This window comes from Roseivirga seohaensis subsp. aquiponti (genome assembly GCF_001267955.1).
Taxonomy (GTDB): domain Bacteria; phylum Bacteroidota; class Bacteroidia; order Cytophagales; family Cyclobacteriaceae; genus Roseivirga; species Roseivirga seohaensis.
Genome location: NZ_JSVA01000001.1, coordinates 201,611 through 220,370, shown reverse-complemented (window position 1 = coordinate 220,370; position 18,760 = coordinate 201,611). Strand labels below are relative to the sequence as shown.

Here is an 18,760-nt window from a genome sequence, read left to right as displayed (position 1 = left end):
TAACGCTATTTCAGGACGGGACATTTAGCTTATATGAAAAGGCCCCGACATGTCGGGGCTTTTTTTGTTTTGCGTTTTGCATTTCGTTTTGAAATAATTAGCCGCATTATTTAACTTAGGTTCAAAACCAATGCTCTTGAATTAACTGTTGCATGGCGGGCTGCACTTCGTTTCCAGCAATGATTTGTCTTCCAAAAATGTAATCACTTCCGCCATTAAAATCGGTCACCATTCCTCCCGCTTCTTTTACAATTAAGGCTCCTGCCGCTACGTCCCAAGGCTGTAGGTTGTACTCAAAAAAGCCTTCGAAACGACCACAGGCAGTATAGGCCAAATCTACTGCCGCACTGCCCATTCTGCGCAAACCATGGGTGGACTTCATAAACTCGTCTAGAATTACCAAATACTGAGACATCTGTTCGAAGTTATAATAAGGAAAACCAGTGGCCAACAATGACTTGTCTAATGTTTTTACCGGAGAAACCGTAATCGGGAAGTGATTTAAAAATGCACCTTGCCCTTTTACAGCATGAAAACATTCATCGCGGTTGATTTCATACACCACACCCAAAGTCAATTCGTTCCGCTTCATCAAAGCAATAGACACAGCAAAAACAGGAATTCCATGCGCAAAATTGGTGGTTCCATCCAGCGGATCAACAATCCAATTATAGGTATCAGATTTTTTAGTGGAAGTGCCTTCTTCGGCTATAAAGCCAGAGCCAGGAAGAATCTTACTCAAACCAGCAACAATTCGCTTTTCAGCCTCTTTGTCTACATAGGAAACAAGGTCGTTTTTACCTTTGTATTCAATTTTAGAATGATCAAATTTTCTTGATTCCTGCCGAATGAATTCTCCCGTTTCTTTGGCAAGCACGATAACGTCTTGAAGTAATTGCTGCATGGTTTGTTTTCTTAACCTTACAAATATAGGGGTTTCAAAACGCAGACATTATTAAAAAAACGAAGACTATTAAAACAACAGTTTCTTAAGTAATGCCCACCAAAAGCAGATCTACCTCATACATATATTTGTAAATATTAAACCTTAATTTATAATATTTTTCATTCTTTAATAGTTACTTTAAAGTATGAATAGATTTGAAAATAGAGTTAGACTTGTAATGGTTTTCTCAATAATGAGTTTAATTTTTTCTGAAGAAATCTCCGCTCAGAATTTAGTAAACGGAGCGCAATATTACGCTTGGAATGTAAAAGGGACGGTGGTTTACTCAGACACAAATACCGAGTCAGAAATTTTGGATAGCCTTGCTTTTGGAACCAAGGTTCAAGTAACAGACGCTTCCTATCCTAAAGTCATTAGAAACTTTCAGGTCGAATCAGATAAAGATCAAATTGATTATTCCCTGAAAGGTCATTGGGTAAAAATATCTACGGAAGATGTTGAAGGCTATGTATTTGACGGTGAACTTTCCAAAAGATTACCATTGAAACTGCCTGAAAACAAGCGACCAGAAAGAGAAGATGATTATTTAGAGCGTACTTTAGGAGAGGGAGTGGTTACGGAAAAAAAGGAGCCTTTAGGGACTGAACCTAACATTTACTACCGTTGGATTAAAGACATTAAATTCGCTGATGGTAGTTATATTCATTGGGTAAATATAGAAGGCTGCGATATGGGAGAGTTTTTCATTAGTGGCGCCAATATCAACCAAGTCTATTTTATGTTCACGGCATTTCTTTATGACAACAGATCAGGCATTTACTTCCCAAATGCTGATATCGTGAAGCTTACTAAAGTGAGGGGTACAAGGCTCGAGTTTACCGATGCCGATGAGTCTTATTCAAATCACATCACCACAAAAGAAGATGGAAAAGTTGTCTTTGGTGGGGGCTTGTGTGGTTAAACTATTTTTAGATTTCTAAACTCTTTATTGCTGGTGAAAGGACACTTTTCACAAAGTCCAATTCCTTATTAAAAAAGAATTTTTGGTTGACTTCGATTTCGATACCTGAGTAACTTTTTACGCCAAACTTCTTGCGTAAACTGGTGGTAAAACCATCGTCAGTGCCTTTATAAGGCTCATTCAGGTCGATGGTAAGTAAGGGAGCTAACTCCCGAAGTTTCTCAGTCAACTCCAGGGCAATCTTGTTTTCCAACCTTCTTTTTGGGTCGAAGAGAATACCGATGTCGGTTAGGCGTTTTTTACCTTCCCAAACGGGTGTAAAAGAATGTATAGAAAAATGAGCTACTTCGTTTTTGGCTTCTGTTTCTCTTTTAATCCAATCAGTTACTGCATTTCGGTAAGGGCGATAGTATTTATTGAGCAAAAACTGCTTTACCGAAGGCTCCAAGTCAATGGTGAATTCACTGAAAAGCTGAGGGTGGTTTAAAGACCGATTGACTTCTACCAATAAGCGTGAAGTAGGATGCATAAAAACCGGAACGGCTAATTCTACCCCAAGGTAACTGGCAAGAATAGCAGCACCAGGGTCCCAACCCCGGTGCGATTCCAACGCCTCTTTCCCTCTTTTAAATAAATATTTATAACTCTCAGGCAATTCGTTGCCTGCATGCTCGCAGGTAATTAGAATGCGCCTTCCAAGCATGGATCAAACATTTGGTTGTTTTCCAAACAGTCAGTCAATTCGCGATACACCATTTTTAGGTTACTGTGCTCGTAATTTTGGTTGGTACTCGCTAAAATTCTACTGGCCAAAGTACCTTGATCTAAAATTTTATGAATTTGATCATACCAAGGTTCAAGCCTTTCAGGGTACATAATGTGCAGATTAATCAGCATCTTTCTCCAGAAATCACCAGCAGTAACTTCCTCATAAGGATTAAAACCAAAGGCTTTTAAATATTCCTTGTCGTTGATTACCGTGTGTTCGCCATGTCGAATTACACTCTTGAAAATGGCTTGTAAGTCGGTGGTTTTAAATTCATGCTGAACTTCGCTAGTCATTATTTTCTCCTGCGTAAGCATTTGCAAAAAGGCAATGACCAAATTGGCAATGGCCAAATCTGCAGAGGGGCATTCCTGAATATCAATGATTCTGATTTCAATCGCTCCACGGTCGAAACGGGCAATGGCGCCACGTGAGTTTAACCAAATTGGGTCTAAAATTCCATCAGGATCATGCGGAGCAATGTCTTCTTCTATCTGGCTATAAATGTATTTTCTATATGTTCTTTTAGAGAAAATAGCTTCTGGAATTACCTTCCCCGTAAGGGAAGGAATGATCTTTTGGTTGTTCTGATAATAATCTAAGCGCTTGTCTAGAAAGTTGGTGAACTTGCCACCAATGATAGGCGAGCTGGCCGATAAAGCGGGCAGCAATGGCAAAATTAAACGAATAGCGCCATGAAGTTTTGAGAACTCCTCATCGTCATAAAACGGCAAGTTAATGTGCGTGCTTTGCAAGTTGCTCCAGCCATGGCCCTTACAGTTAAAAATCCTGTCGTAAGCCGCATAGATTTCCCCACTGTCGTGCGTCCAACGGAAAGATTCCGTTTCAGGATCCATCCAAGGATGCGCAGCAGTTGGCATTAATCGAGCATTGAAAGTAGCTAATAGCTCGTTCATTTGCTCAATGGCTTCTTGAAAATCCACACCCAATTGCACCAAATCTTTGGTTGGATGCGAGCATTTAAGTTCAAGCACATGCAAGGCCAGCTCGTTGGACCAAGTTACTGGCCCCATATTTATTTCTCCGATATATTCTCCGGTCAAAGATTTAAACACCTCGTCTGCGATTGGCTTCACATTGAGGGTTTCTATATCCACAATCATGTATTCCAGCTCTATTCCAAATGCTTCGAACAGATGCAGGCGGTTGGTGTTACTCATTTTTCTTATTTCATTTTTATGCGCTCCAGCATAATTTCCATTATGCGTTCGTAGAGCTTGTTCTTGATAATCTTATCTTCCACACCCGAGTCTATATTCGGGTTGTCGTTTACTTCTATCACATAGAATTTGCCATTCACTTCTTTGATATCTACTCCGTAAAGCCCGTTACCAATCAGTTTTGTGGCCTTTAAAGCGGTTTGTAATAAACCCACCGGAGCTTGTTCTACTGCCAAAGTATCGGCATTGCCTTCCACGTGTTTGTCGCCTTCTTTCCAGTTTACAATTTGCCAATGGTCACGGGCCATGTAATAGCGGCAAACATAGAGTGGTTCGTTATTGATAATGCCTACTCGCCAATCGAAAGGAGTTGGCATAAACTCTTGCGCAATCAGCAGTTCCGACCCTTTGAAAAAGCCTTTCAAAAGGGCTTTCAATTCTTCTTCGTTTTTCACCTTTTTCACACCTCTTGAAAAAGCGCCATCGGGCTCTTTCAGAATAAAAGGGAACTCTAGCTTTTCAGTATCGGGCGTAGCCTTGTCTTTTGAAATGATGGTTGATTTAGGAACAGGGATTTTGTTGCTGGTCATCAATTCATTTAAATACACTTTGTTGGTGCATCTTAAAATCGACATTGGGTCATCAAAAACTACCAAACCTTCGGCTTCTGCTTTTTTAGCGAAGCGGAAAGTATGGTTGTTTACGTTTGTGGTTTCCCTTATGAAAAGTGCATCGAACTGGGTAAGTCTGGCGTAATCGTTTTTGGTAATTATTTCCGTGTTGAAGCCCGTTTTTTCCGCAGCTTTCACAAACTTTTGTAATGCTTTGGCGTCCGATGGCGGGTTGTCATCTTCTGGGTTTACCAAAATGGCCAAGTCGAATTTTCTTCTTGGGTTACTGGTTCTCACCACCATTTTTTTAGTGAGGAAAAGCCCCAATTGATTACTCAAAGTAGTACGTTCTTCTTCACTTAAATCATGAATGTTAAGTGGTTTCAATTGTTCCAGCGCCCATTTTTCTTTCTTTACAAAAACCACTTTTAAAATAGGGGTTTGAAAAAGGTTGAAGAGCAATAGGCCCAGTTTAGTGGTGTGTGCACTGCCTGTGAAACCAAAATAAATTCTCAGTTCAACTTTAGTTTCTTTATTTCCTTTAAAGGTTTTTTGAATCACTTCATCAAAATCTTGTGCATCGTCCTTGATCATGGCCGGGTAACGGAAATCTTGAATGGTGGAAGCTTCTGGCAATACTTTATGGCCTCTGGCTTCCGCCAAAAGCGACACATAATATCCCGTGCTTTGGTATTGGTATGATTTGCAGAGGTTAATCACTTTAACCTTGTTCAGGTGTCTTAGACCTTCGTTTGCAAAGTATTCTCTGGCGGAAATAACCTCTACGCCAGGGATATTAAAATTCCATTTCTTTGGGTTCTCTGTAACTATTAGTTTCGACATTACTGGTTTTTATCTCTTGGTTCAATAATTAATAAATTGGCATCGTAGGTTACAATGCCCAACATAATCGCATTAATCAGGCGGTTAATATCCACTTTGTAGTGTTGCTCACCGTTGTTCATGGGGTTGTTCTTCAATGGGTCGGCAATGGATACCATTCCTGTTGCCTCAGAATAACCATTTAACACCACAAAATGACCCACTGGCAGACCTCTCAAGTCATCATATTCGGTTACTGTATCTCCAATTTCACGTTTGCTACCATACAAATAAGTAGCGCTTAAGCCTGTTAAAATTGGTTGCTTCGCGAAGAGGAATTTCTTGATTAATTCTGGACTCAAGTCTTCAAATTTAATTTCTCCTCCTTGTTTCAAAAACTTCATATAAGCCACAGATGCGAACTGAATTCTGCGCTGTGGTTTGTATCTTTTTTGCAAACCTAGCTTATGAAGTAAATCCGGCTCTTCTGCATCAAACCATGACGGATCGAACAAGTTGAGATTATAGGTGTAGAGCGTTGCTTTGTAACCGCGCTTTAAAGCATGGTTGCCTAAATTCACCGCCAAGGTTCCTCCGCTTTTCAACTGCTTTACTTCGCCAATTATATCAGGCAAAGAGATGTAGTCTCCGTAATATTGATAAACCGCCTGCAAACAAGTTGGCCCACAAGTGGAGTCCGTTGGCTGCGGAAGCATATCAATACCAAACCATGCTTTATCTAAAACGATCATGTATTTTTCTACCTTTAATACTCCTTTGACGAAGCCATAATAAAAAGTCACTTTGCACAGGGAATTTATGAAGAAGAGCCACTGTTATGGACAGAAGCAAACGCAACCTGAACAACTATTTTAGTCGCTTTTTTTAAGTTAGAACGATATGAAATTTTCGATAGAAGAAACTAATAAACTGCTCCGAAACCGCAGATCAATATATCCAGCCATGTATTCTGATGTGCCAGTAGATGACGCCATCATTAAAGAGATGCTGGAGAATGCCAATTGGGCGCCCACACATAAACTTACCGAGCCTTGGCGCTTTGTGGTTTTCAAGGGTGAAGGCTTGAAAAAACTCGCTACTTTTCAATCTGAACTTTATAAAACGCTTTCTACCAAAGCAGGCAATTTTGATGCATCGAAATTTGAGAAGCTAGCCACCAAACCATTGATGGCTTCGCATATTATTGCCATTGGCATGAAGCGTGACCCGAAAGCTTTAATACCAGAAATCGAGGAAGTTTCGGCTGTAGCCTGTGCCGTGCAAAACATGTATTTAACGGCTACTGCTTATGGAGTTGGCTGTTATTGGGGCTCGGGCGGAATTACTTATAAAGAAGAAGCCAAAAGCTTTTTTGGCTTGGGAGCCGAAGATAAACTACTCGGCTTTCTCTATGTAGGAAACTTAAAAACGGACAAATGGCCTGCTGGTAAGCGTGGCCCAATTGAAGAAAAAGTGAGTTGGGTGGAAAGTTAAATATGTCAACCCTCCAAGGGTTTGAAACCCTTGGAGGGTTCTTTCACTTCGAAAATTAAAAAATCAACTGCCATCTAAACGCCCACATCCACCTCAGCTTGAAAAACGGAATTTCGGCTTGCTTCATGATTTTCTCTAGCTCTCCCTTTTTGAAGGCCCGCCTTACAGAAAGCGGAGCATCGTTCTTCACCATTTCAGATTTGGAGAAAAAGTGGGTCAGCCATTTGATTAAAAACTCCGCCAAACCATGGCGATGCAGGTCATTAATTACTGTTCCCTTTTTTGCTTGGGTTTTAAACTGATTGAAAATATTGATGAGTTGTTCATCGGTAAAGTGATGTGTAAAAAGGGTACAAAGAATAACATCGAATTGCCTTTCTTTAAACTCTTCTGAAAAAATATCACACACTTCGAAACGGATGTTTGGGTAGGCCTTACAGTTCTCTATGGCGTATTCCACAATAGCAGGATTGGCATCAAAGCCTATCAATTCAACTTCTAGCTTCCTCTGTTTTGCCCACTGAGCAACGAGCTTCAGCATATCACCTCCGCCACAGCCCAAATCTGCAATCACCATTTTCTCTTTGGTTTTTGACCGAACAAGCTGATCCAAACCATTAATGGTTACAAAGTTTCCTCCCAACCATTTATTGATGGTTTCCAGTTCCTTTAGCGTCTGCGGAATTACTTCACCAGAGGCCTCAAGGTCATCCATTAATTCTTCTTCGTATGATCGACTGCTCATTGCTGGTTTTTATTCAAAGTAGGTAATCCGTTTCACATGCCCTAGGGAGTCAAAATGGACAAAAATACCATCAGACGAAAAAGTTGGAGGCTGATAGTAGAACGAAGGAATATTGCTCTGTGAAGCATAATCACTTCTTGCATCAGGCTCACCCATTATTTTCTTCACCTGTAATGAGTCCATTCCTATTTCAAGTTTTTCGGAGTTGACCACATTTTGTTTGCTTTTTCTGGCAGCGACACTCCACTCTGTAAAGTATAAAAACGCGAAAAGCAGCAAGGAAACTAAAACGCCAATACATATGAAAACCTTTTTCATTACCCTAAACATTAAACGATTTCTAACACCATCGACTCCAAAGTAAGGCCAGGGCCAAAAGCCACAGAAAGACAATGCTCGCCTTTTTTAGGCTTTTCTTGCATCAGTTTTTCTAAAACGAAGATTAAAGTAGCGGACGACATATTTCCATAATTTTGGAGTACCTCATAGGCATAACGGTTATCGTTTTTGTCAAGATTTAGTTCTTGTTCAATTACTTCCAAAATCCGTTTTCCCCCGGGGTGTATGGCGTATTGTTGAATAGAACTTCCGCCCATTTTCTTTTTCAGTTGGTCAATCATTCCCGCAATACCCGACTCAATAAGATTGGGCACATAAGATGAAAGCTTCATTTCGAAACCGAAATCACCAATGTCCCAAGCCATGTTCTCGCCTCCATCGTTCAGAATTTGATTATGGAAGGCTACGGGTGATAAGCCTTTATTCCCTTGTTCCGAAGAGGTCATTAAAAGGGCTGCTGCGCCATCGCTGAAAAGCGCATTGGCCAATAAATTATCCTCGTCTGTTTTATTCTGAAAATGAATGGTGCAGAGCTCAGTTGAAACCACCAAAACTTTAGCCTTTGGATCGGCTTTGCAAAAAGCATCAGCCGTGCGAATACCCGTTATAGCTGCATAACAGCCCATAAAATTAATACACGTACGCTGAACATCGGGTCTTAGCTTCAGTCCATTAACCAAGTCAATATCTAAACCAGGCGCATACATTCCAGTGCAACTGATGGTGATCAAATGGGTAACTTCGTCCAGTTTAATATCCGATTTCTGAATGCAGTTTTTCACTGCCTGCATCGCCAAATCAGGTGCTGTTTTTTTGTATAAAAGCGATCGTTGCTGAGTCGTTGGAAAAGGACTAAGGTCTCTATTTTTGGGGTAGAACTTCCAGTCTTCTATATTGAGGCTACTGTAATCTGAAATTACAGAATGACGGGTTTGAATTCCGCTGGCACGGTAAAGTGCTTTCAATCGGGTTTTATCCTTACCTTCAAACCCATGAGCATTTGCCATAAACTCAAGAATTTCCTTCTGAGGAATTTTGTTTTCCGGAACTGCGGTGCCTATGGCTGATATGACTGATCTCACGTTCTATATTATCCTTTTTTCCGCTAAATTGTTCAGTATAACTTTCAATTATGTTCAAAAAGTCGACTTGGTTACATTTAAGAATTCCGTTTAGCTACTTTCTTCTCCCTATCTATTTCTTTGGAGTTTCTATTAGTCCCAACCTAAGTGAGCCCAATCTGCTCTGGCTTTTTATCATTCTTCACCTTTTCATTTACCCTGCCAGTAATGCGTTTAACAGCTATTTCGACAAGGATGAAAAGAGCATTGGTGGCCTGAAAAACCCGCCCCCAGTAGATAAAAACCTGCTTTACACGGCTTGGCTTTTCGATATTATTGGAATTTCACTTTCCATTTGGCAGTTTAAAAACAACTGGACGTTGACGCTTATGCTACTTGTCTACATTCTGGTGTCAAGGGCATACAGCCACCCTTCAATACGACTAAAAAAGTACGCTTTCCTGAGTTGGTTTATCGCTGGCCTTTTTCAAGGCGCTTGGGTAGTTTGGATCATTTACATTGGCTTAAATAATTTCGAATTCAGCCATGTTTTAAAACCTCACGTGCTTATTCCCGGACTTCTGGCCTCTGTAATTCTTTGGGGAGCCTATCCTATGACCCAAATTTATCAGCATGAAGAAGATGCCAAAAGAGGCGATAAAACGCTTAGTATAAAGCTGGGAATCAAAGGCACTTTCCTGTTCACCGCTGTATTTTTTGTGATGGCATCGGTGCTCTATTTCTTTTATTTTGACGCCTACCACCAAACCAAATATGGGTGGACGTTTATTCTGGCAATGGCTCCAATTGTTTTGTTTTTTGCAGGCTGGTTTTTAGCGGTAATGAAGAATGAAAACAAAGCAAACTTTAAAAACACCATGTGGCTCAACTTCATTTCGGCCACCTGTTTGGGCGGATTCTTTCTCTACTTTTTTCTAGACTCTACCAATATTTTAAATGTGGTAGGTCAATACTAAAACCCTAAATCCTCCTCAATACATCTCTGTTGGTATGTACACGTTCTTCGATTGATAGAACCCTCCAAAAGTTATTACTTAAGCTTTAAATGAAGTAGTTGATCAGCTTTTGGAGGGTTTTCCAACCTATTAAAACGGCATTCCGTGTGTGTTTTTCATAATTTTTTTCGCTAGCCATGGTGAATTTTTCATTACTGAAAGTGCTGCTTTACTGCTCCATTTTGAACCAAAAAAGGACTGTGTTTTTCTTCCTACCCAAAGCCGTTTTTTAAAAGTTGCATTCCACTTCTCACTGTAAACACTTTCCAGTTTTTGCCTATCCCATTGTTCTGAACCAGCATGTTCAGCAATCGTATCAGAGAGGATTTTAGCGGAGTGAACTGCCATGGCCATTCCATTGCCGCATAATGGAGTAATCAGGCCGGCCGTATCTCCCGACATCAGAATATGGTTTTCGATCAGTTTTTTAGGGCGAAAGGAAAAGGAATTAATTACCACTGGTTTTTCGTGCACAAACTCAGCATTATCAAAAATGGATTTTAGAAATGGATTGACTTTAAGCACTTTTTTTTCCATTGCCTCTACAGAGCCTGTTTTTTTCAAATCTTCTCTTCTGCCTAAATAGCAAAGATTAAACTGGTCATTTTCAATGGCTACTATACCGCAATATCCTCCTTCAAAATTATGCAAGGCTACTAAGTTTCTAGGAAAGTCCGTTTTGATGTGATGCTTTACGCCAATAAAAGGAGCTTCATATTTCAAATAACCTCGCTCCAGCTTTTTGTCTAGCACTCCATTTTTCCCATAGGCGCCAATCACCAAATCGGCATGGTAAACTTCATTGGTGCTACTTTCTAATCTAAATTGATTGTTGCCAAATTCAACATTAATGATGGACGTATTCTCTAGAATTTCAGCTCCAGATGTTCTGGCTAGATTCGCTAAAAAATCATCGAGTAAAAAACGGCTAATCCCAAAGCCGCCCATATCAAGAGGCATATTTAAAGACTGACCATTTAAAGCGCTAATTTGAAACTTAGTGATTTGAGGAAAACATTGATTATCAGGCAGGAGTTTCTCTCTTTTCATGAAGTCCAATACTTCATTAGAAAGGTATTCACCACAGACTTTATGGAAGGGATATTGTTTCTTTTCAAAGAGAACAACCTCGAAATTCAAGCGAGAAAGTCGTACGGCACTCACTAAACCTGCTAAACCCCCACCAATTATTGCTATTTTTTTCAATTTTACATTCCCCTTTTATAATTCTAAAGCACCTTTCAAGTAAAATAGGCTTCACGGTACCACATAAGCAATTAGCTTAAGCAACAATTATTAAACCACTAAAGGAATGAAAAAGATTAAAACGATTGCACAAAAACCATTATTGGTTGCTGTGGCCGTCTTATTTTTGCTCACTGGGTTCGCAGATAACTCATTTGGGCAATCTAGGAAGGAAAAAAGAGAAGCTGCCGAAAAAGCGGCCGCAGCAGCTGCTGCTCCAAAACAAGATCCTAAGCCTAAAGTAAAAAAAGGCGAACCAAAACCTTATGACGAGGTAATTACAAAAGATGCCATTTCAGACGATGGGCTTTTCCAAGTACATAAAATTGATGATAAATACTTCTTCGAGATTCCTAATGATCTTTTAGGAAGAGATATGCTTATGGTTTCCCGAATTGCAAAAACTGCTTCGGGCATTGGCTTTGGTGGTGGAAAAACAAGCACCTTAATGCTAAGATGGGAACGTAACGAGAATAAGATCCTTCTGAAAATTATCTCAACGCAAGTTACAGCGGCTGATTCTCTTCCAATCAGTGAAGCAGTTAAAAACTCAAACTTAGACCCAATCTTGGCGTCTTTCCAAGTTGAGGCTATTTCTAAAGATGGTAACGGAGTAGTAATTGATGCTTCATCATTGTTAACCAGCGATATCAAGCCTCTTGGTTTTCCTCAGTTTTACCGAACTCAATATAAGGTTTCAAGAATGGATAACGACCGTTCTTATGTAACTAGAGTAAGCAGCTACCCTGAAAACATTGAGCTTAGACACGTTAAAACTTATTTAGCTAGTGCTAGCCCTTCTTCAAGAGAAGACGGAGCCATCACTATTGAGATGAGCAACTCAATGATTCTTCTGCCAGAAGTACCAATGCAAAGAAGACTTTATGATGAAAGAGTGGGCTGGTTTGCAAGAGGAACAACTGATTATGGTTTAGACGTTCAGCAGTCTAAAACTATTAGATATTTAGACAGATGGAGACTTGAAGTAAGAGATGAGGATATGGCTAAATTCCGTAGAGGAGAATTAGTTGTTCCGAAGAAACAAATCGTTTATTACATCGATAGAGCAACTCCTGAAAAGTGGGTAAAAGCGATTAAAGACGGTATCGAAGATTGGCAAGTTGCTTTTGAAGCCGCAGGTTTCAAAGATGCAATTATTGCTAAAACAGCTCCTACTCCTGAAGAAGATCCAGATTGGAGCCCAGAAGATGTTAGATATTCTGTAGTTAGATATTTAGCTTCTCCAATTCCAAACGCAAACGGACCACACGTAAGTGATCCACGTTCTGGTGAAATCTTAGAAAGTGATATCAACTGGTACCATAACGTAATGACATTATTAAGAAGATGGTTCTTTGTTCAAACTTCTGCCATTAACCCTGGCGCTCAAAGCCCAGAGTTTGACGATGAAGTAATGTCACGTTTGATCCGCTTTGTATCTTCTCATGAAGTAGGCCATACTTTAGGTTTACCACATAACTTCGGTTCAAGTAATGCTTATCCTGTAGATTCTTTGAGATCTGCTGAGTTCACTAAAAAAATGGGTACAGCGCCATCGCTTATGGACTACGCTCGTTTTAACTACATAGCACAACCAGAAGACGAAGGTGTTGCTTTAATGCCAGAAGTAGGAGTTTATGATAAATACTCAATTGCTTGGGGTTACAGACCAATATTAGATGCCAAAACTCCTGAAGAGGAACTTCCTACTTTAAGAAGATGGATCGAAGAAAAAAATGGTGATCCACTTTACAGATTCGGGCGTCAAGGCAATAGCAATGACTACACTGCCCAAAGTGAAGACTTAGGTGATGATGCCATGAAAGCAAGTGATTATGGAATCAGAAACCTGAAAATAATCATGAACAACTTGAAGAAATGGACTTATGTTCCAGGTTCTGATTACACAGAATTGGAAGAAATGTATGGTGAAGTTCAGTCTCAGTTCAACCGTTACATGGGTCATGTAGGCCGTTATGTAGGTGGTGTTAAAGAAGATTACAAAACAGTTGACCAAGAAGGAGCTGTTTATACACATGCTCCAAAAGCCAAGCAAAAAGAAGCTGTTCAGTTCTTAAACAATCAATTGTTCAATACTCCAAAATGGATTCTTGACAATGAAATTTTGAACAGACTTCAGGATGACGGTGCAGTTACTGCCATGAAATCTATGCAGGTAAGAACTTTAAACTCTGTTTTAGAGCCAAGAAAACTAGGTAGAGTTATTGAAAATGAAGCGCTAAACGGAAACGCTGCTTACGGAATGCTTGAATTATTCAGCGATGTAAGAAACGGTATTTGGTCTGAACTATCTGCTGGTAAAGCAATTGACACCTACAGAAGAAACCTTCAAAGTGGGTATATTGATAGAATGGAAACTTTAATGAAGGATAATAGTCAGTCTGATATTTCTTCAGTAGCCAGAGCAGAATTAAAAACTTTGCAGGCTAGAATTAAAGCTGCTATTCCAAGAACTTCTGATAGAATGTCGAAAATACATTTAGAAGATGCTTTAGAGAAAGTAAACAATATTCTTGACCCGAAGTAATCTGGGCAAAATAATGAAAATGAGGCCGTCTGGAGTTTCCAGACGGCCTTCTTTTTTTATAGTAATCGCTTATGCTTTAGGTTAATCTGCATGAGCTCACCATTTCTGCGAATAATCAGCTTAAGTCTTTCTCCTGGTGTACGTTTCAATACAGAAACTACTTCATCCAACTTATAAAAAAATGCGGGGTTGTTATTCATGGCAATCACTTCATCGCCTATTTCTAAGCCTGCTTTTTCTGCCGGTGAACCGGGAATAATATCATTTATATAATACTCATTCAGTCGATCTCCAAAAGCCATTACGTTCATACCAACCGTATTAAATTGGAATCTTTCACGAAAGTTGCTGTTTGGTTTTAGGTACATATACCCTTCGTGATAATTGAAGATTACATGAAACTTAGATAGAATATCAGCGCCAATTGTTCCGTAGCGAACATCCTCTCTACTGGTTTCCACATTAGGCTTAGATAAGCCCCAACCCTCTGGATATGAAGTTAATACCTTTTTAAATTTGTATTTACCTAACTTTACTTTCTTTACTCTTCCTATTTTCCCTTTAATAACGCCCGCTAGCCCCCTGCCAATCGTATGATCTAAAGTTCTTTCGGGTAGAATTATATCTTCATTCGACTCAGCATCAAGAAATAACGCACTACTAGCACCTGTATCAATAAGCAGTTTTACCGTAATTGGCTTTTCCCCTTTTTGCTTTACATTCACGTTTACATAGGGTCGAAAATTCTCTAATGTAATTGGTATTCTTTTATACTTCTTTGGTCGTTTAAAGTCCTCAGGGTGCGATAGGTTAATTCTTCTTTCTGAATAATCTATGTTCACTACAAAGCGATTGAAGATTTCTGAACCCAAAATTCCGTGTGCCTCAACACCAAGTACATTCTCTATATCTACAAAATTACTCTGAAGCACTAGCATAGATTGATCTTTGCCATGCACCCCTGCAAAATTTATCCTAATGTCATTGGCCACCCAAAGATCCGTCACTTTGTTACCATCTGCCGCGTAAATAGGAATGGTTCTCGCGTTTACCAAGTTATTTTCACCGATAATTAATTTATCGAAGATCATCCCCGATTCAGAGCCTGTATCTAAAATAAAATTGAATGGCCCTTGTTCATTTATTTTAATAGGAACAATCATAAGATTGCTTTCATTCTTAAAAGACAACGAGACCCTATTGGCTCCGTTTTCTAAACCGAAACCAATTGAGTTTTGAGCCTGAAGATTGACAGTATAGTAAAGGAGGGTGGATAAGATTATAGTTGGCAGATATTTCATATGAGCGGGTGTTTTGTGTTCCGAACGAACCAGTTAAATAACACTCTTAAAAACGTAAACCCTTACCAATGCAAACTTGAGTTTACTTATATCTTTTTTTAAACCACTTTCTATATATTGGTTTTCGATACATAAACTGGAAATAAATCAATGGATATAGAATATAGTTGAGCAGCAGAAAAGGCGTTGAGTATTCAATATCATCAATAATCATGGTACCCGCTTCTTGTTGCTCCATGATATGCTTATGCTTCCAACTATTAAAAAACACAGGGAGTTTTATGCCAATATCAATAAAATCAAAGCGTTGTTCGGTTTCGGTTTGATCAATTATTTTACTTATCCATTCTTGTTTGAAAAGAAAAAAGTTTAGCGTAAGCCCCACAATATCACCCGATTTGCATCCATCATAACGATTTAACTCAACTTTTGGAAAAGGAGGACTTAAGCGAATAAATAGGCTTTCGTTAAAGCCATCCTTTACATTTGTCAAGTCCTGTTCTACCTTTGTAGAAATTTTGATTTTCATACCCCAATAACTAACATTTAAAACAAAAGTTTACCCCTTTTGGTTATTTGGAACTGCAGTCTAAACTTCCTATTTTTCATAATATTCACTCGACTCTAAACACTGGAATGTCTCTACTACCGAGATGCTATTCTAACTTTACCCTACTAAGCTGGCTTTTACTAATATTTCTATGTGCCCAGCTAAATGCCCAGCAAAGCGATTTTAGCAAAGTAAAAACACCCTTTGAATTTAAAAATACATGGGTTAATCAACTCAACGAAAAGCTCAAAGAAGATCGGCAAAATCCGTATCTAATGAACGCCAACAGTTTAGAGTATATTCAATCAATATTACCTCAAGTTGAAACTTCAAAAGACTATGAGACTCTGACTTTTCTATTCGAGCGAAACGCCATGATTCTATATAGCATGAGGCGCGATTCTCTGGCTTTAGCTTCAGCAAATAAATCAGTCGAAACGGCTAAGAAACACCTTCCAAAAAATCACTTTTTACTGTCGAGAGCGTACTTTAGAAGAGGATATATAGAACACAGCACAAACAATTTCTACAATGCTGGCTCAGATTTAGACTCTGCCCAAACAGTTTATCAGGCTTCAAAAAACTACGATTCGGCCTATTACGAGACCTTGATTGAGTATAAATATTATGCCTACAGTTACGGAGAAATGAACCTAGACACTCTTGCAAAGTATTTAGAAAAACGGATGGAAACTAGGTTGAGTAAAGAAAACCCTAACCCAGATGAAATTCTCTATGTGATGAACGACTTCGCCAAGGTGTATATGCAAAAAGGAGATTACGCACAAGCATTGGCCTACGCTATTGAGGAAGTAGCTTACTCAAAAGAAAAACATGACTCTGTTAGCAAATCGAGATATATAGATTCTCGATTTAATCTGGGCAATGTACTCTATAAAATGAAAGACTTTGAGAGGGGACTGAAAGTATGTAATGAGTTAATCAGTGAGACCAAAAATATAACACAGTTTTTCGGGCCACTTTCTCCTAAAGAAAGAGAAAGGGTAGAAAACGGAATTATTGGAATAAAAGCCTTAAAAGCGGCCATTCTACTGGGTTTAAAACGATATGAAGAGTCCATTAAAAGTCTTCAAGAAATCGTGAAAGTAAACGATACGGAGTCTCGATTTACTATTCAACAAAAAATAAACATTGCTAACGGATTACTTGGTTTGAAAAATTACGAAGATGCCAAATCCTATATAGAAGATGTTTTAAACGAGTTGAGGCCCACCTTTCCAAACAAACAGGCCGAATCGCTATTTAATGTAGCAGGCTCGCTTTATCAAGAGCTTGGCAAAGCAGAACTTTCGTTTAATTACTATGATTCTGCTGTCAGAAACAGTATTCCGGAATACTACACGGCAGATATTTTAGGATTCCCCGAAATTAAAAACCAAAAACTTACAATTACTGCGCTTAGCTCTTTGCGCGACAAAGCCATATCACTAATCAGTTATTATAACCAAAGCCTAAAAGACAGTTTAAACGTATTGTTATCCGCTAGCAATTATGCCAGTAACACACACAATATTTTGATGAGCAGTAGACAAGAACTAATGAGAACCGAAGGCAAACTGTTCTTGTCAGAAAACTTTAAGTCGTTGTATGAAGCAGGTATAGAAGCATCATATTTAATGTTTAACCTTGGCAACAAAAAGCTTGGGTTCGAAAATGCTTCTGAATTTTTCAGGCTGAGTAAAGCGGTGTTATTTTTAGAGCAATCGGGTGAGTTTGGCAAAATTCAAAACTCCAATGTTCCTCAATATTTAAGAAATGAGTTTTACCAGTTAAAAACCGAAATAGAAGGTTTAAACTCTACTTTCTATTCAATCTTAGATAAATCATCACCCACCAGCGATTCTGTAGGCCGAATCAACAATAGGTTATTGAATGCCAGTGAAAAACTGAAAGATTTAAAAGACAGTGTTTCCCTATTTTTAGAAGACCAAATCAATGACGACCACCTGATTTTCAAAAGCGGTAACACAGATAGAATAGCCGAAAACAAAGCCATAATCGAGTTTTTTGTAGGCGAAAATCAAATATTCTTATTAGGGAAATCGGCCAATAAGCAGGTTTTTGAAAGGGTAGATATTGACGAGCGATTCAAAAATTCGTTTAATGACTTAATTTCAGAGGTAGGCAACAGACCACAGCTTTCGGATTATGAGAACAAGCTTAGAGCATTTTGTGAAAACGCTGAATATATCTATAGCCTACTTCTTAAGCCTGTTATCGACCAATTGGATAGTAAGATAAACGAACTCACAATTATACCAGATGAGTATTTATCACGACTGCCATTTGAAACCCTGATTACTTCTAAGGTTGAAAATCCTAGGTCGTTTAAGAACTTACCCTACCTTATTAATAGCCATGTCATTAATTATCAGCTTTCCTCAGATCGAGATTTAAACAAAACAACAGCTAAAAAAAGCTCAAAGAATTTAATGGGTATTGGTTATAGTCAGGGAGATAACAACTTGGGCTTTGCCGCTCTACCTGGTACAGACAGAGAAATTAAGTACCTACAATCAAAAATAGAGGGTGACTACTACCTAGGAAATGAAGGAACTAAAAGCGTTTTTCTGAAAACAGCAAAAGATTACGATGTGCTTCATTTGGCCATACATGGCCTAGCTGATAGTACAGGAAAATACGAATCCAAACTGATTTTCAACGGTAAAGATAACGTTCTTAAAACCAGCGACCTCTACCTAGCTGGTTTACAAGCTAGGCTAGCCATACTTAGCGCCTGCGAAAGTGGCGTAGGAGAAATAAATAAAGGTGAGGGTGCTTTTAGCATTGCAAGGGGTTTTGCCATAGTGGGGGTACCCTCTATTGTAATGAGCCTTTGGAGTGTAAATGACAAAGTTACTTCAGAATTAATGGTAAATACACATAAGCTTCTGAATGAAAAAGTACCGATAAATAGAGCCATTGGCCAAACCAAAAGAGACTATTTACAAAACTCTGACAATTATACGGCACACCCTTATTATTGGGCAGCGTTCATATCATTAGGTTCGCCAATAACAATTGAAACAACAAACCAGAGCTGGGTCAACATAGTACTTATAGCTTCGGTTACCGCCCTATTGCTAATTTTTCTTCCACTCTGGCGGAAAAAGAAATCAGATCAATCTTCAGGAGTTTAATCCGAGACACTAAAAAAAAGCCCAGAGCACAATTATACTCTGGGCTTAATCT

Annotated in this window: 16 protein-coding genes; 5 read left to right on the top strand and 11 right to left on the bottom strand. The window is 39.0% G+C overall.

Annotated features, from left to right (window positions below; translation table 11 throughout):
* Positions 1-121: 121 nt before the first annotated feature.
* A complete protein-coding gene (locus OB69_RS00880) occupies positions 122-904 on the bottom strand; it encodes an inositol monophosphatase family protein (protein ID WP_053221799.1) in 783 nt (260 codons plus the stop codon).
* 187 nt (positions 905-1,091) lie between these two features.
* On the opposite strand from OB69_RS00880, the gene OB69_RS00875 reads away from it, so the two are divergent.
* Positions 1,092-1,868, top strand: a complete 777-nt coding sequence (locus OB69_RS00875; RefSeq protein WP_157608455.1) for a hypothetical protein — start codon at positions 1,092-1,094, stop codon at positions 1,866-1,868.
* A 7-nt stretch (positions 1,869-1,875) separates the two neighbouring features.
* On the opposite strand, the gene OB69_RS00870 is transcribed toward OB69_RS00875, so the two are convergent.
* The 4 genes from OB69_RS00870 to OB69_RS00855 are packed head-to-tail and all read right to left on the bottom strand — an operon-like array spanning position 1,876 to position 6,051.
* A complete protein-coding gene (locus OB69_RS00870; RefSeq protein ID WP_053221797.1) occupies positions 1,876-2,571 on the bottom strand; it encodes an N-formylglutamate amidohydrolase in 696 nt (231 codons plus the stop codon).
* Complete coding sequence (locus OB69_RS00865; protein WP_053221796.1) at positions 2,550-3,815, bottom strand: carboxylate-amine ligase; 1,266 nt, start codon at positions 3,813-3,815, stop codon at positions 2,550-2,552. Before OB69_RS00865 ends, OB69_RS00870 begins: the two co-directional genes overlap by 22 nt.
* Before the next feature lie 5 nt (positions 3,816-3,820).
* Positions 3,821-5,269 carry a RimK family protein gene (locus tag OB69_RS00860; RefSeq protein ID WP_053221795.1) on the bottom strand — a complete coding sequence of 483 codons (1,449 nt, stop codon included), beginning with the start codon at positions 5,267-5,269 and terminating at the stop codon, positions 3,821-3,823.
* The gene (locus tag OB69_RS00855) at positions 5,269-6,051 is read right to left on the bottom strand and encodes a peptidase-C39 like family protein (protein WP_245620757.1); all 783 of its coding nucleotides are present in this window, start codon (positions 6,049-6,051) and stop codon (positions 5,269-5,271) included. The genes OB69_RS00860 and OB69_RS00855 overlap by 1 nt, the downstream gene beginning before the upstream one ends.
* Positions 6,052-6,148: 97 nt before the next feature.
* Between OB69_RS00855 and OB69_RS00850 the strand changes: the two genes are divergently transcribed.
* Positions 6,149-6,742 carry a nitroreductase family protein gene (locus OB69_RS00850; RefSeq protein ID WP_053221794.1) on the top strand — a complete coding sequence of 198 codons (594 nt, stop codon included), beginning with the start codon at positions 6,149-6,151 and terminating at the stop codon, positions 6,740-6,742.
* Between the two features lie 55 nt (positions 6,743-6,797).
* Here OB69_RS00850 and OB69_RS00845 read toward each other — a convergent pair whose 3' ends face one another.
* The 3 genes from OB69_RS00845 to OB69_RS00835 are packed head-to-tail and all read right to left on the bottom strand — an operon-like array spanning position 6,798 to position 8,908.
* Positions 6,798-7,487, bottom strand: coding sequence for a methyltransferase domain-containing protein (locus tag OB69_RS00845; RefSeq protein WP_053221793.1), 690 nt, complete (start codon positions 7,485-7,487; stop codon positions 6,798-6,800).
* A gap of 9 nt (positions 7,488-7,496) precedes the next feature.
* The gene (locus OB69_RS00840) at positions 7,497-7,805 is read right to left on the bottom strand and encodes a hypothetical protein (RefSeq protein ID WP_157608454.1); all 309 of its coding nucleotides are present in this window, start codon (positions 7,803-7,805) and stop codon (positions 7,497-7,499) included.
* Between the two features lie 11 nt (positions 7,806-7,816).
* On the bottom strand, positions 7,817-8,908 hold the full coding sequence (locus tag OB69_RS00835; RefSeq protein WP_053221791.1) for a type III polyketide synthase: 1,092 nt from the start codon (positions 8,906-8,908) through the stop codon (positions 7,817-7,819).
* Between the two features lie 50 nt (positions 8,909-8,958).
* Between OB69_RS00835 and OB69_RS00830 the strand changes: the two genes are divergently transcribed.
* Positions 8,959-9,864, top strand: coding sequence for a UbiA family prenyltransferase (locus OB69_RS00830; RefSeq protein WP_053221790.1), 906 nt, complete (start codon positions 8,959-8,961; stop codon positions 9,862-9,864).
* Between the two features lie 129 nt (positions 9,865-9,993).
* On the opposite strand, the gene OB69_RS00825 is transcribed toward OB69_RS00830, so the two are convergent.
* A complete protein-coding gene (locus OB69_RS00825; RefSeq protein ID WP_053221789.1) occupies positions 9,994-11,109 on the bottom strand; it encodes an NAD(P)/FAD-dependent oxidoreductase in 1,116 nt (371 codons plus the stop codon).
* 106 nt (positions 11,110-11,215) lie between these two features.
* Between OB69_RS00825 and OB69_RS00820 the strand changes: the two genes are divergently transcribed.
* Complete coding sequence (locus tag OB69_RS00820; RefSeq protein WP_053221788.1) at positions 11,216-13,696, top strand: zinc-dependent metalloprotease; 2,481 nt, start codon at positions 11,216-11,218, stop codon at positions 13,694-13,696.
* A 56-nt stretch (positions 13,697-13,752) separates the two neighbouring features.
* Here OB69_RS00820 and OB69_RS00815 read toward each other — a convergent pair whose 3' ends face one another.
* Both OB69_RS00815 and OB69_RS00810 read right to left on the bottom strand, forming a co-directional pair.
* Positions 13,753-14,997, bottom strand: a complete 1,245-nt coding sequence (locus tag OB69_RS00815) for an aspartyl protease family protein (RefSeq protein WP_053221787.1) — start codon at positions 14,995-14,997, stop codon at positions 13,753-13,755.
* 82 nt (positions 14,998-15,079) lie between these two features.
* On the bottom strand, positions 15,080-15,526 hold the full coding sequence (locus OB69_RS00810; RefSeq protein ID WP_053221786.1) for an SRPBCC family protein: 447 nt from the start codon (positions 15,524-15,526) through the stop codon (positions 15,080-15,082).
* A gap of 296 nt (positions 15,527-15,822) precedes the next feature.
* On the opposite strand from OB69_RS00810, the gene OB69_RS00805 reads away from it, so the two are divergent.
* Complete coding sequence (locus OB69_RS00805; protein WP_185096838.1) at positions 15,823-18,708, top strand: CHAT domain-containing protein; 2,886 nt, start codon at positions 15,823-15,825, stop codon at positions 18,706-18,708.
* The last annotated feature ends 52 nt before the right edge of the window (positions 18,709-18,760 follow it).